We start from the raw sequence: 13,713 nt of genomic DNA, 5'->3' as shown, positions 1-13,713 counted from the left end.
TAACCCGTAGGGGAAGTTAAAGTTGAGTCCCCGCGAGGTTGCCGATCAGTGCAGTAGCCCCCATCGCCAGGGCGCCCCAGAACACGACGCGCAATGCCCCGCGACCCATCGGTGCGCCGCCGGTTCTTGCGCCGATTGCCCCGAGGGCGGCGAGCAGCAGTAATGAGGCAACCGTGACTGCCTCGATAAGGCGCGTGCCGGTGAACAGCAGCGCCATCAACAGGGGGAGGGCGGCTCCCACCGCGAAGCTCGCGGCGGAGGCGAGGGCGGCCTGCACCGGTCGCGCAACCGTAACCTCGCTGATACCCAGCTCGTCGCGCAGATGCGCGCCCAGCGCGTCATGCGTCATCAGCTGATCGGCCACCTGCAGCGCCAGGGCCGGCTCCAGCCCGCGCTTGCGGTAGATTGCGGCGAGCTCGCGTCGCTCGGCTTCGGGCGCGTCGTCCAGTTCGCGTCGCTCGCGGTCGCGGTCGGCATTCTCGGTATCGGATTGCGTGCTGACGGAGACATATTCGCCGGCCGCCATCGACATCGCGCCGGCGACCAGCCCGGCAATGCCGGTCAGCAGGATCGCCGAACGGCTCGATTGCGCGGCGGCGACGCCGACGATCAGGCTCGCGGTCGAGACGATGCCGTCATTCGCACCCAGCACGGCGGCGCGCATCCAGCCGATCCGCTGGACCAGATGATGTTCGTTGTGACGGATCACGGCATGTTCCCTCATCGATTTGACGTCAGTCCCGATAGGCCCATCGTGGCTTTTTTCGGCAGATATCGTGATACCGTTGCCGATATCATTCATCCACCGTTCAGCCAATTGACTACAGATGTAATCGCGACGATTACGGACGTGGTCATTACGGGGAGCGAGTCGTGAGCGAGCGGATCAGCGATGCCGAGCATGCGGTCATGGAGGTGCTCTGGGACGAGGCGCCACTGACCGCCCAGGACGTGGCGGAACGGATCCCGCCGGAACGCGACTGGACGGCCAATACGGTGAAGACCCTGCTTGGTCGGCTGCTCGCCAAGAACATCATCGCCTACCAGGAGGATGGCCGCCGCTACCTCTACCGCCCGATCGTGAAGCGCGGCGACTATGTCGCCGGTGAATCCCGGCGCCTGATGGACCGGCTGTTCGGCGGCAAGCTCACCCCATTGGTCGCGCATCTCGCCGAGCGGGACCAGTTGACCAACGAAGACATTGCCGAGATCGAGGCGTTGCTGAAAGGCCTGAAATCGTGACTGCGTGGGCGATCGAGGCGCTGGTCGCCTCAGCCGTGTTGATGGTGGCGGTGCTGCTGCTTCGTGGCCCGGTCCGCCGCGCTTTCGGGCCGGATATTGCCTATGCGCTGTGGGCGCTGCCCGCGCTACGGCTGTTCCTGCCGCCTTTACCCCAGTCCTGGCGCGAGATCGCAGTCGCGCCAGTGATCCGCGCGAGCGAACAGATCACTGTCTATGTGATCGAGCCGTTCGGCGGAGACGCCGCCGCACCCGTCACTCAAAATCCCTCGCTTGGCCCTTTGCTGGTCTCGCTATGGGTGGTGGGGGCGGCGGCGTTCATTGCCTGGCATGCGACCGCGCACGCCAGTTTCTGCCGCCGCATGCTCGCGCGGACCGAGCGCGAGACGGAGATCGCAAGCGGCATCCAGCTGATCGAGACGGACGCCGCCAGCGGGCCGCTCGCCTTCGGCATCTGGCGCCGCTACGTCGCCTTCCCGCTCGATTTCACGGAACGCTATGATGCCGAGGAGCGCAATCTCGCCCTCGCGCATGAGATCGGCCACCATCATCGCGGCGATCTGATCGCCAACTGGGTCGCGCTGGTCGTGCTCGCGCTGCACTGGTTCAATCCGATCGCCTGGCGCGCCTTCCGGGCATTCCGCGCCGATCAGGAGATCGCCAACGATGCCCGTGTCCTGGCCGGCCAGAATCCGATGGTTCGCCACACCTATGCCTGCGCGATCGTCAAGGCCGCCCATGGCGGCGCCGTGTCGGCCGCCTGTCATCTCCACACCGTCGACGATCTGAAAGGGAGACTGAGAATGCTGACCACCAACAAGACGTCGCGCCTGCGCCTCGTCAGCGGCTGCGCCGCGGTTGCGATGCTCACCGTGGCCGGGCTGGGCATCACTGCCTCCGGCACCCAGGCCGCTGAACGCATGCGCACGGGTGTGGAGAAGGCGACCGGCGTTGCCCTCGCCGATCTCAGCCCCGTTGCTGCCGTCGCGCCCCTGGTCGCTCCGGTTCCCGCCCCCGCGGCCGCCCCGGCTCCGGTGGCATCGATCATGCCGATCGCGGCGGTGGCGCCGATCCAAGCGACCGGCGCTGCGCCGCCCGCACCGCCCGCACCCCCGGCGCCGCCTGCGCCCCCGGTATATCGCGAAGACAGCGACGGCGTCACGGTGACGTCGGACGGCAAGGTCACCCGGAGCAGAGTGATCCGCGTGGTGCGACGCGACAGGAACGGCAATCTGAACCAGAATTTACACGCGGTTCCGGCATTCCCGGAGATTCCCGAAATACCGGAGATTTCATCCCGCAACTGCCCGGGTGACGGCAAGCGGCACGAGACCGTGATCAACGAGAAGAAGGGCGACAAGCGCATCATCATCATCTGCACCAACCGCATCGAGAAGCTCGCCCATGACGGCGCGGTGCTCGCGATGCAGAGCAGGGATATCCAGCGGGAAGCCTATCGCTCGGCGCTGGATGGCCTTCGCAGCGCCCAGGCGCGTATGCGCCAAAACAGGGCGATGGGCGAGCAGGCCCGCGATGAAGCGATCCGCGCGATCGATGGCGCGATCGACGATATGGAAGCGAAAATGGCCAAGGCGGATTGAGCGCATTTCGCGGGCCGCAGGTCTGTCACTGACAACGTAAAATGTCAGTGACGGCGGAGTCTCATGCTGCCGCTATTCGTCCAATAAGATGTTGAAATTAAACATAAATAGTCTGTTTTGGGACTGGCTCGAGAGTGTCAGCGCCTGCATGACATTTTCAGCGCGCCGCCGCATCCCGCTGGATTCTACCGCGTCGCAGTTCCCGTAAAAGCCGGACATGCGCACCCGTCCCGGGCACCTGTCCGACTGAGGCCGCTCCCGCCCCGCGAACCGACAGGCTTGCGCTGCCGCCCGCGACCCGCCATTTCGCGACGATGAGCGAGCAACTTCCAGGCGTCGCCGAGCAGCTCGAACCGCTCGTCACCCGAATCCTCGCCCCCAATCCGTCGCCCTTCACCTATACCGGCACTCAGACGCATCTGGTCGGCACGACTGATCTCGCCGTGATCGATCCCGGGCCCGACGACGCAGCCCATGTCGCGGCGCTGGTCAGCGCGATCGCCGGCCGCCCGGTCACCGCGATCGTCATCACCCACACCCACCGCGATCACAGCCCGGCAGCACGTGCGCTCCAGGAAGCGACCGGCGCTCCGATCGTCGGCTGCGCTCCGCTGGCGCTGGAGGATCTCGGCCCGCGCGCCGATGCCTCGTTCGATGCCGATTACGCGCCTGACCGAGTCCTTGCCGATGGCGAGGCCGTCTCCGGCCATGGCTGGACGCTGACGGCGATCGCTACGCCCGGCCATACCTCGAACCATCTCGCCTTCGCGCTGCCAGAGACGAACGCACTGTTCAGCGGCGACCATGTCATGGGTTGGTCCACCACCATTGTCTCGCCGCCGGACGGCGACATGGCGGCCTATATGGCCAGCCTCGAAAAGCTGATGCACCGCGACGATCGCATCTATTACCCTGCGCACGGCGATCCGGTCGAAAACCCGCGCCGTCTCGTCCGCGGCATGATCGGGCACCGCAAGCAGCGCGAGGGCCAGATCCTCCGCCTGCTCCGCGAAGGCGCCCGGCCGATCCCCGCTTTGGTCGAGCTCATGTATGTCGGCCTCGATCCGCGTCTCTTTCCCGCCGCCGAGCGTTCGGTGCTTGCCCATCTGATCGATCTGCGCGACCGCAGCCTCGTGATCCAGCAGGGCGACGACTGGGAGATGGCGGCATCATGAAGTTTCTCGGCAAGTTCGCCGGCGCGCTGGCGCTGATCGCGCTGTTCATTGCCGGCGGCTTCTGGGCGCTCGGCTATTATGTCAGCGGCAAGATGAAGAGCCCCGATCCGGTATCGATCGCCAGCGCCTCGCTGCAGGGGCTGAAGGAGCAGAACCGCCTGTCGGCCTTTGCCGCGCGCTTCGTTGCGGTCAGCACTTCCACTCAGTCGCAATTCGGGCTGAGCGCGAAGAAGACGCTGATCATGCCCGGTATGGTCCGCTACGAAGTCGATCTCGCCAAGCTGCAGCAGAAGGACGTGACCTGGGATGCCGGCACCCGCACCCTTGGCGTCACCCTGCCGCCAATGGAGGTCTCGGCGCCGCAGATCGATCTCACCCAGATGCGCGAATATGGCGAAGGTGGTATCCTCTCCGCGTTCACCGATGCGGATGCGAAGCTGCAGGACGCCAATCGCCGCGCCGGTCAGCTGGAACTGGTCCGTCAGGCGCATGAGGCGGTGCCGCTGAACCTCGCCCGGGACGCTACCCGCCGCGCGGTGGAACGCAGCTTCGCCATGCCGCTCAAGGCGGCGGGGATCGATGTCGCGGTGAAGGTCCGCTTCGCGGACGAGGCGAAGAACAATAGCGAGACATGGGACACGACCCGCTCGCTCGATCAGGTTTTGGGGAATAAGCAGTGAGGTGCCCCCGCGCAGGCGGGTTCCCCGTCCTCACGGGGCACAAGGAGTGACAGATGGACGCGCGTAACGGAATTGGTGGTAGTTTGACCGGGCTCGACCTCAGGGCCGAGATCGATCGCCTGCGCAAGGAGCGCAACGCGGTCATCCTCGCGCATTATTACCAGAAGCCGGAAATTCAGGACCTCGCCGATTTCGTCGGCGACAGCCTCGATCTCAGCCGCAAGGCGGAGGCGACCGATGCCGACGTCATCGCCTTTTGCGGCGTACGCTTCATGGCCGAGACCGCCAAGATCCTGAGTCCCGACAAGATCGTCGTCCTGCCCGACATGAACGCCGGATGCAGCCTGGAGGACAGCTGCCCGCCCGAGCAGTTCGCCGCCTTCCGCGCCGCGCATCCCGATCACATCGCGCTGACCTACATCAACTCCTCCTGCGAGGTGAAGGCGCTCAGCGACATCATCGTCACCAGCTCCTCGGCCGAGAAGATCCTCTCGCAGATCCCGGCCAGCCAGAAGATCATCTTCGGCCCGGACAAGAATCTCGGCGGCTATCTCGCGCGCAAGACCGGGCGGGACATGCTGCTCTGGCCGGGCGTGTGCATCGTGCACGAGGCGTTCAGCGAAACCGAACTGCTCAAGCTCCAGCAGCAGCACCCCGGCGCACCCGTCGTCGCGCATCCGGAATGCCCGCCCTATATCCTCGACCATGCCGATTATGTCGGTTCCACCCGCGGCATCCTCGAATATGCCCTGGCGATGCCCGGCGACACGCTGATCGTCGCGACCGAGCCGCACATCATCCACCAGATGCAGAAGGCCGTGCCGGACAAGAACTTCATCGGCGCGCCCGGTGCGGACGGCAACTGCAACTGCAATATCTGCCCGTACATGGCGCTCAACACGATGGAGAAGCTCTATGTCGCGCTGCGCGATCTCGAGCCGCGCATCGAGATCGAGGAGGGCCTCCGCCTCCGCGCCAAGAAGAGCCTGGATGCGATGATGTCGATGGCGAGCGCCACGGTCGGCATGGGCGATCTCGGGCCGGTCAAGGTGACGGGCGACTGATGGCAGGCCGCCACCGGTTCCGGCGTGCGGGAAGGGGAGAATGCGGCGATGTTCTTCCGTAAGCGAAAGTCGGCTCGCGGCCTCGCGGCTTCCGATACGCCAGCCGTCACGACCCCGTTTCGACGGATCGTCACCGGGCATGACGACGCCGGCTGGTCGGTCGTTTGGAGCGTCGACACGCTGCGGCCGGTCACAACCACGAGCGGCGAGGCGGCCCTCGCCCAAGTATGGGCGACGCCTGAGGTCCCCGCCAATCTCAATGACGATAGCGACGGCGAGCGCATGCCGGGAGACGAAGGCGGCTCGATGATCCGGGTCGTCGATTTCCTGCCGGGCCGCAAATCGCGGCTGCATCGCAGCTGGTCGATCGACTATGCCATCGTCCTCGACGGCGAGATCGAGCTCCAGCTCGACGGCGGCGAGGTCGAGCAGTTGCAGACGGGCGATATCGTCGTCCAGCGCGGGACCAGCCATCTCTGGCGCAACCCGGGCACCGAGCCTTGCCGCGTGGTCTTTGTCCTGATCGAGGCGGTGCCCATCGCGGTGAATGGCCATTTGCTGCCCGAAGTGGCGCCATGAGCTCAACCTGTACGAACATCTGCCGCAAGCGCTGTCCCCGCAGCCGCTGATATGCCAGACCGCCCGCCGATCGGGAGCAGCACGAATCATGTCATCGGATACACGTCTTCAAGGTCACATTGACCGCGCCTTCGCACTGGACGGGTTCGACCTCGGTGCCTTTATCGCCGCTACGCTGGCCGAAGATCTCGGCGATGCCGGGGACATCACCTCGACCGCCGTCATCCCGGCCGATGCGCGCTTCACTGGCGTGATGGACAGTCGCGACGCGATCGTCGTCGCGGGGTTGCCGATCGCCGAGGCGTTCTTCCGCGCGCTGGATCCGGATGTGCGGATCGAGCGGCTCGCGCAGGATGGGGACAAGGTCGCGGCGGGGACTGACCTGATGCGTCTCGAGGGGAGCGCCCGGGCGCTGCTCACCGCCGAACGCGCCGCGCTGAACACCGTGCAGCATCTGTCCGGGATCGCGACTCTCACCCGCAGCTATGTTGACAAGATCCTCGGCACCGGCGCCACGCTGCTCGATACCCGCAAGACGATCCCCGGCCTGCGCGTGCTGGAGAAATATGCGACGCGGATGGGCGGCGCGACCAACCACCGCATGGGCTTGTGGGATGCGGCGATGATCAAGGACAATCATGTCGCGGTCGCCGGCGGCATCGGTGAGGCCGTACGTCGCGCGAAGGTTGCAGGCATCGCGCGGATCATCGTCGAGGTGGATTCGGTCGACCAGATCGAGCCCGCGCTCGCTGCCGGCGCCACGCATCTGCTGCTCGACAATATGGACCCGCCGACCCTGCGCGGTGCCGTCACGCTGATCGGCGGGCGCGTGCCGACCGAAGCCTCGGGCGGCGTGCGGCTCGACACCATCCGCGCCATCGCGGAAACCGGCGTGACCTATGTCAGTGTCGGCCGCCTGACTCAGTCGGCGCCGGCTGCTGATATCGGGCTGGACTTCACTGCCGCAGCGTGACGGTTGCATGAGAACAAAAGAGGTCTAAACTGATGGACGAGGGCGCGATGGAGGGTGAGTCGGTGCAACGACCGAAATCGATCGTGATGTTCGAACGCTGCTATCTGGCCGCCTTTGCCATCAGCCTCGTCAGCACCGTCCTCATGTGGTCCAGCCTGAACGAGCAGTTCGGAGCACAGGAATTGCTTCTCGGCGGCTGGTTCCTGCCGACCGTCACCCTGATCGGCTTCGCCATCCCGCTGCTGCTCTGGTATTTCATCGCGTTGCGCGGGAGCGTGGTGGCAAAATGGCTCGCGACGGCGCTCGTCGTGCTCGCCGTTGGCGGTACGGTCATCAGCGTGGCAACCGGCCGCTACATCGGGAACGTCGCCGGCCTGCTCGGTCTGGTCAGGCTCGTGCTTCAGATCGTCGCGATCTGGTTTCTTTTCCGTCCGGATAACCGGGTCTGGTTCGGCGGTAAGCCGCAAGCCACGGTGTAGGACACGCATTGGCGAGGGGAGTGGGCGCTGTGAGAACAACCGGAGGGGAGAATCGATGAGGCCGAATTCCATCATCCAGTTCGAGCGATTCTATCTCGCGGCGGTCGGCGTCGATGTCGTCAACGCGATCCTGTCCTGGACTGACTGGGAGGAGCGGGCGCTGCTGCATCCGCAGATGCTCGGCGACATGACCCTTCCGGTGACGACTGCGATCGGCTTTGCGGTCTCGCTCCTCCTCTGGTTCCTGATCGCGCGGCGGCGCAGCACTGTCGCGAAATGGCTCCTCACCGTCTTCGTCCTGCTCGCGCTGGTCTGGACGGTCTATGCGATCCCGACGGGTCGCTACGCGCTTGGCCTGAGTGGCCTGCTCGGCGTATTTTCGACGGTGCTGCAGGCCTATGCCGTCTGGCTGCTGTTCCGCGCCGATGCCCGGCGCTGGTTCGGCGGCGTGCAGGAAAGCGTCGCATGAAGCCCGCCCTGCTCGTCGCCGCCCTGCTCGCGATCGTGCCGGGCGTCGCACAGGCCCAGGCCTATAAGTGCGAAATCCCAGGCACGATCGCGCGCCCGCGCCCGGATCTGCCGTCGCGCAGCGAGCCGAAGCGCGTTCTGCCGATTGGCGGCTATACGCTCGCGCTGACCTGGGCTCCGCAATTCTGCCACGATGGCGCGCGCAACGCCTCGACGCGCTTCGAATGCGGCAGCGGCAACCGTTTCGGCTTCACGTTGCACGGGCTGTGGCCGGACGGCGTGGGCAAGCAATGGCCGCAATATTGCGCGGCGACGACGCTCCTGCCGCGCAAGCTGATCCGCCAGCATCTCTGCGCGACGCCGTCCGTCCAATTGCTGCAGCATGAATGGGCGAAGCACGGCACCTGCATGGGCACCACGCCGGCGGCCTATTTCGAGCGTTCGACCAGGCTCTACGCGCAGCTCCGTTATCCCGATATGGATGCCCTGTCGCGCCGTGGCGTCTCGGCAGGCGGTCTCGCGGCGGCGGTGGCGGCGGCGAATCCGGGTCTGCCGGCCAACGCGATCCGGGTGACCGCCACGCGCCAGGGCTGGCTCGACGAACTCTGGATCTGCCTCGACAAGCGCTTCGCTTATGAGCGCTGCAAGGCCGGATCTGGCGGCGTGCCAGCCACTACGGCGATCAAGATCTGGCGCGGGCCGCGATAAGCAGGCTTACTGGTTGATCACCGCCGTCGAGGGGTGATGCTTGTCGAGATGGCGCTTGATGATCCGCAGGTTGCGTGTGTTCGAGCGGAAGAAGAAATCGGGCACCGCGCCGACCCACGGGATCAGGCCGAGCACGAAGTCGACCCCGATATTGCCCGCCATGCGCGTCAGCTGAGTCTTGGACATGCCCAGATTGCGCGCCTCCCAGGCCATCCACCCGCCCATCAGCGCAGCGATGGCACCGCCGCCGATCGGCACGATATCGAGGATCACGTCGAGCCCGACCTTGCGGTTGGTCCCCGGAATCGTGAACAGGCCCTCGAGCAGATGCTCCATCGCCTCGATGCGTCGGCGCACCGACGCGGCGTCGCGACCCGTGAGGCTGCTGGCGATATTGCCGAGGGGCTCGGGGTTCATTCGGGTCGCACGGTTGGCCATATCACCTCATCTGGTGTCATTACGCAGGTGATTCAACGGGTGCCAGGCGCGCGAGTTCCCCTGCCACTGCCCCAGCCTCAGCGCCACGAGCGACCAGCGCATCGGCCGGGCGATCGGGATGTAGGCCACATCGGCCGCCAGCGCGGCATCGGCATCGGCCATTCGGGCGGCGCGCAGCTCGAGCGTGGGGGCATCGCGTGCCGCCTCGATGGCGGCCTGCGCCGCGTCGCCGCACGGACGGCACGCGGTGGCGAGATACCAGCGCGCGCTGTCATAGGGTGCGACCTCGTCGATCAGCCGGAGATCGGCATCCGCATCGATCGCCACCCGTTCCGCGGTAATCCCGATCCGCCCCAGGCCAGCGGCGACAACGCCGTAGAGGATCGTCGCGCCAGGCCCTTGCGGAAGCGAGATGCGGAGCACCAGCGGCCCTTCATGCGCCGCGCGCCACGCCCGCACCAGTTCGGCTGCGGGGGTTTCGTCCGGACTGGCTGGCGCGATCCAGGCCGCGATGGCGGGAGGTGCCGCCGAATCGAGCCGATCCGGCAGCAGCTGCGTGGTCGCGTTCCACCACGGCGCGAATGCCGCGACGATCGCCTGCCGGTCGACCGAACGGGCGACCGCCACGCGGTTGGCGCTATCGGCCAGGAAGCCGGTGCGGTTGACGAAGGCGAGGCCGAACAGACCCGCGGCAGGATCGACCTTCTGGTTGGCCGGCGCAATGTCGACCGCCGCAAGCAACGGCCAGTCAGCAAAGGTACCGCCTGTCACCAGATCCGAATCGCGGGCGACGAACCGCGCAATGGCCCGCGCTGCGCGCTCGCCGATCAGGCGGACGTCGCGTTCCGGTCCTGGCTCGGCCGCCACGTCGTCCGGTGAGCGCGACGGATCGAACGCAGGCCGCAGCATCGCGCCGTCGCGATAGGTCTCGGTGACGCGGAACGGCCCGCTGCCGCCGGGTGGCCGCGCGCGGAACAGCGCGAGTTCCGGCTGGGCGAACAGCTTGAGCAGGTCCGGACGGGGACGCTTCAGCCGCACTTCGATCACTTGCGGCGTCATCTCGACGATCTCGTCGATCGCGCTGAGGAATGGGAGCAGCGGGTTGCGCGACCGGTCGGCGATCTGCCGGCGCAGGATCGCCACCACTTCGGCCGCACCCACCGGGCGACCATCGCTCCACTCCGCATCGCGCAGCCGGAAGATATAGCTCATGCCGTTGTCGATCACGATCCAGCGCTCGGCGATGCCGGGCTCGATTTGCCCGGCGGCGTCGAAGCGCACCAGGCCTTGTGCGGTGGCATCAAGCATCAGCCGGGACGGCGTGTCGAGCGACCCCTGCGACGGATCAGCCAGCGCCGGCGCGCCGCCGATCGCGCTGACCACTACCGGGCCAACATCGGAGCGACCCTGGCATGCGGCGAGCGCCAACAGGGCGGCGAACAGCGCAGCACGCTTCATCGTGGCACTCGGTACAGCAGGCGGCTGGGATCGACGTTCATCGGGTTATCCTGCCACCCCCGCACCTCGGGCGCCACCAGCGACCGGCCGACATAATGATAGATCGGCAGGATCGGTGCGGCCCGCAGCAGCCGCTCTTTCGCCGTCCGTAAGAATGTCATGGGCGCACCCGGCTCAATCGTGGCGAGCGCCTGCGCCACCAGCCGATCATATTCCGCATCGGCAAAGCCCGAATAATTCGCGGATCGTGCCAGGCGGGATTGCGCGCCAGGGTCAGCCGGTCGCCCAGCCGCCAGGCAGGCGATCAGCCTATATGGTCCAGAGGTCACCAGCGGTCGGTCGCTCGTCCAGCGGTCGCCAGCCGCTGCGATCCGGTGAATCGGCAGTGGCGCCAGCGCGGGCTGGGCGAGCAACTCGGCCAGCCAGGGCAAAGGCCGGCGGAGCGTCACGGTGACAGTCGTCGGATCCTCCGCCATGATGCGCTCGCTTCCTTCGAACCGCTTGGCATTGGGCGCGGCCGTCTTCGCGTCGGTCAGCCGGGCAAAACCCTGAGCGAAAGTGTCCGCGGAGATCGGCTGTCCGTCGGAGAAGCGCAGGCCGGTCCGCAGGGTGAAGCGACAGACAAGCTCGTCCGCCGTGCACCGCACCGCCCGAGCCCGGCCGAGTTCGGCCGGGCCGTCGCCGCGAGGCCGGGTCAAACCCTCGAACTGGTCGGCGGCTACCCGCAACGGGGTGAGGTCGGAGATCTTCTGCGGATCGAGGCCCTTCGCCTCGTCGTCAGACAGCCTGACCAGCCCGGCCGACCGCGCCTGCTTGCCCGAACCGCAGCCGCCCGGCAGGATGAGCAATATCGCGGCCCAGATCGCCTGGCGTGGACCATGCGGCTGTATCCGTAATGGATCAGCCCGTCTGGTCGGATTCTGGAGAGACGAGAGGGCAGTCACCGCCTGTCCCTATCTCCTCACACGCCGTGCTGCCAGCACCCGACGGCGCGCCATCCGGCCGGTTCAGCCCGGCCGTTGACCAACGATTGTCGATCGGGAGGTCGATCGCCGGATCGATTACGCCAAAATGGTGACAATTCCGCTTGGTGCTGCCCGCGGCCGGCGCATCCTCCCGTTCGGGGAACAAGGGGGGCAGCGCATGGACTCGGTCAGGCCCTTCCGGGCTTTTGTGAGCTATTGTCACGCCGATGCTGCCTTTGCGGCCCGGCTTCAGCGCCGGCTCGAGTCATATCGCCTGCCGCGGCGCCTCGCCGATCGGGTCGATCCCTTGCCCGGGCAATCGCCGGGACGGATAGGTCCGGTCTTTCGCGACCGCGAGGATCTGTCGGCAGCGCAGGACCTCTCGTCCGCCGTGCGGGAAGCCATCGCCCGGTCGTCGGCGCTGATCGTCGTCGCTTCGCCGGATTCGGTGCGGTCGTACTGGGTGTCGCGGGAGATCGCCCTGTTCCGGGAACTCCACCCGACCGCGCTGATGTTGGTCGCGCTCGCGCGCGGAGAACCTGGCGATGTCATGCCCGAAGCCCTTCGTGCTGACGGTGTCGAGCCGCTCGCGGCCGACTTCAGGCCGGAGGGCGACGGGAAGCGCCTGGCTTTTCTCAAGATCGTCGCCAGCCTGGCCGACCTGCCGCTCGACGCGCTGGTGCAACGCGATGCGCAACGCCGATTGCGCCGCGTGATGGCGGTCACGCTCGGTGTCTTCGCGATCACGCTACTGATGATCGCGATCACCGCATTCGCACTCGTGTCACGAGAGCAGGCGGTACGCGAACGCAACCAAGCAGAAGGGCTGATCGAGTTCATGTTGACCGACCTCAGAGAGAAGCTGCGCGGCGTCGGCAGACTCGACGTGATGGAGCAGGTCAACCAGCGCGCGATGGCCTATTATGCGGCCCAAGGCGACCTGTCGCACCTTCCAGATGATAGCCTGCTTAGGCGCGCACGTATTCTTCATGCGATTGGCGAGGATGACGACGATCGCGGCCGGGGACACGCTGCTTTGGCCAAGTTCACCGAGGCGCATCGCGCCACCAGTATGTTGCTTGCGCGCCGCCCCCACGACACCGATCGCATCTTCGCACACGCACAGAGTGAATTCTGGCTTGGAAGCGCGGCATGGAAGATTGGCGACTTCGCCACTGCGCGTCGCCGCTTCGAACAATATTCGGCGTTGGCGCAGCGTTTGATTGAGGACGATCCAGGCAAGAAGGATTGGCAGATGGAAGGGGGCTATGCGGATAGCAACCTTGGTACGCTCGCCTTCAAGACGGAAAAGCGGCCTGATCTTGCCAAGGCAGCTTACGAACGCTCAATTACATATTTCGAGACAGCTCAAAAACTTGCGCCGAATGATCCGGTCGTACTGCGAGAGTTGGCGGACGGCTACGGCTGGTTGGCGGACGCCTTGCGCGATCTCGGCCACCCCGACCTTGCCTATATTGAGCGGTTGAAGGAACGGGCGTTGCTTGATCGCCTTGCCGCAACTGATCCAAAAAATGCGAAACTGTTGCGCGATCTCGTGGGCTCGTCGGTAGGGCTGGCCAGGCTTGAGGTCCTGTTAGGCAGGCCTGCGATGGCATTGTCGCGGCTCAGGGAGGCTCAGGCCGCGATAGGAGCGCTTGCAGCTCGAGATCCCCTAAATCAGGCCGTGGCGCGACAACGAGTTGCGGTGACCATACGCCTTGCCACCCTGCTCGCCGTCGAGTCAGCGTCGAAGGCTCGCGACCGCAAGATTATCGCGTCCGCACTTCGCTCCTGCGCCGCGACCTTGGGCAAGGCGGACCAGAAACGGCTTTGCGACGAGCTTCGCAACCGCGTGTCAAGCGTATCATCCCATTAGTTATAGGAGA

The 13,713-nt window shown here is 66.1% G+C and carries 15 protein-coding genes; 11 read left to right on the top strand and 4 right to left on the bottom strand.

Features of this window, described 5'->3' with window-relative positions:
• Positions 1–16: 16 nt before the first annotated feature.
• A complete protein-coding gene (locus U1769_RS13380; RefSeq protein ID WP_443030347.1) occupies positions 17–709 on the bottom strand; it encodes a VIT1/CCC1 transporter family protein in 693 nt (230 codons plus the stop codon).
• 164 nt (positions 710–873) lie between these two features.
• On the opposite strand from U1769_RS13380, the gene U1769_RS13375 reads away from it, so the two are divergent.
• The 10 genes from U1769_RS13375 (at position 874) to U1769_RS13330 (ending at position 8,966) form a co-directional block, all read left to right on the top strand.
• Positions 874–1,242: a BlaI/MecI/CopY family transcriptional regulator gene (locus U1769_RS13375; RefSeq protein WP_332716725.1), complete on the top strand. Its 369-nt coding sequence runs from the start codon at positions 874–876 to the stop codon at positions 1,240–1,242.
• Positions 1,239–2,840, top strand: coding sequence for a M56 family metallopeptidase (locus U1769_RS13370; RefSeq protein WP_332716722.1), 1,602 nt, complete (start codon positions 1,239–1,241; stop codon positions 2,838–2,840). The genes U1769_RS13375 and U1769_RS13370 overlap by 4 nt, the downstream gene beginning before the upstream one ends.
• A 314-nt stretch (positions 2,841–3,154) precedes the next feature.
• Positions 3,155–4,015, top strand: coding sequence for an MBL fold metallo-hydrolase (locus U1769_RS13365; protein WP_332716719.1), 861 nt, complete (start codon positions 3,155–3,157; stop codon positions 4,013–4,015).
• Complete coding sequence (locus tag U1769_RS13360) at positions 4,012–4,695, top strand: DUF4230 domain-containing protein (protein WP_332716717.1); 684 nt, start codon at positions 4,012–4,014, stop codon at positions 4,693–4,695. Before U1769_RS13365 ends, U1769_RS13360 begins: the two co-directional genes overlap by 4 nt.
• A 53-nt stretch (positions 4,696–4,748) precedes the next feature.
• Positions 4,749–5,759, top strand: coding sequence for a quinolinate synthase NadA (gene nadA / locus U1769_RS13355; RefSeq protein ID WP_332716714.1), 1,011 nt, complete (start codon positions 4,749–4,751; stop codon positions 5,757–5,759).
• Positions 5,760–5,807: 48 nt separating this feature from the next.
• Complete coding sequence (locus tag U1769_RS13350; RefSeq protein ID WP_332716712.1) at positions 5,808–6,338, top strand: cupin domain-containing protein; 531 nt, start codon at positions 5,808–5,810, stop codon at positions 6,336–6,338.
• An 88-nt stretch (positions 6,339–6,426) separates the two neighbouring features.
• Positions 6,427–7,311, top strand: a complete 885-nt coding sequence (gene nadC / locus U1769_RS13345) for a carboxylating nicotinate-nucleotide diphosphorylase (protein ID WP_332716709.1) — start codon at positions 6,427–6,429, stop codon at positions 7,309–7,311.
• Positions 7,312–7,343: 32 nt separating this feature from the next.
• A complete protein-coding gene (locus U1769_RS13340; protein ID WP_332716706.1) occupies positions 7,344–7,790 on the top strand; it encodes a hypothetical protein in 447 nt (148 codons plus the stop codon).
• 55 nt (positions 7,791–7,845) lie between these two features.
• Entirely contained in the window at positions 7,846–8,259 is a 414-nt protein-coding gene (locus U1769_RS13335; RefSeq protein WP_332716704.1) for a hypothetical protein, read from the top strand.
• Positions 8,256–8,966, top strand: a complete 711-nt coding sequence (locus U1769_RS13330; protein WP_332716702.1) for a ribonuclease T2 family protein — start codon at positions 8,256–8,258, stop codon at positions 8,964–8,966. Before U1769_RS13335 ends, U1769_RS13330 begins: the two co-directional genes overlap by 4 nt.
• 6 nt (positions 8,967–8,972) lie before the next feature.
• Here U1769_RS13330 and U1769_RS13325 read toward each other — a convergent pair whose 3' ends face one another.
• The 3 genes from U1769_RS13325 to U1769_RS13315 are packed head-to-tail and all read right to left on the bottom strand — an operon-like array spanning position 8,973 to position 11,806.
• A complete protein-coding gene (locus tag U1769_RS13325; protein ID WP_332716698.1) occupies positions 8,973–9,383 on the bottom strand; it encodes a DUF4112 domain-containing protein in 411 nt (136 codons plus the stop codon).
• Positions 9,384–9,410: 27 nt separating this feature from the next.
• Positions 9,411–10,862: an ABC transporter substrate-binding protein gene (locus U1769_RS13320; protein WP_332716697.1), complete on the bottom strand. Its 1,452-nt coding sequence runs from the start codon at positions 10,860–10,862 to the stop codon at positions 9,411–9,413.
• Positions 10,859–11,806, bottom strand: a complete 948-nt coding sequence (locus tag U1769_RS13315; protein WP_332716695.1) for an ABC transporter substrate-binding protein — start codon at positions 11,804–11,806, stop codon at positions 10,859–10,861. The genes U1769_RS13320 and U1769_RS13315 overlap by 4 nt, the downstream gene beginning before the upstream one ends.
• Before the next feature lie 127 nt (positions 11,807–11,933).
• On the opposite strand from U1769_RS13315, the gene U1769_RS13310 reads away from it, so the two are divergent.
• Positions 11,934–13,703, top strand: coding sequence for a TIR domain-containing protein (locus U1769_RS13310; RefSeq protein ID WP_332716693.1), 1,770 nt, complete (start codon positions 11,934–11,936; stop codon positions 13,701–13,703).
• Positions 13,704–13,713: the final 10 nt, after the last annotated feature.

Origin of the sequence: Parasphingomonas zepuensis (assembly GCF_036663735.1) — a bacterium.
GTDB lineage: Bacteria > Pseudomonadota > Alphaproteobacteria > Sphingomonadales > Sphingomonadaceae > Sphingomonas.
The sequence above is the reverse complement of the archived record's forward strand: the minus strand, read 5'-3'. Positions and strand labels throughout refer to the sequence as shown.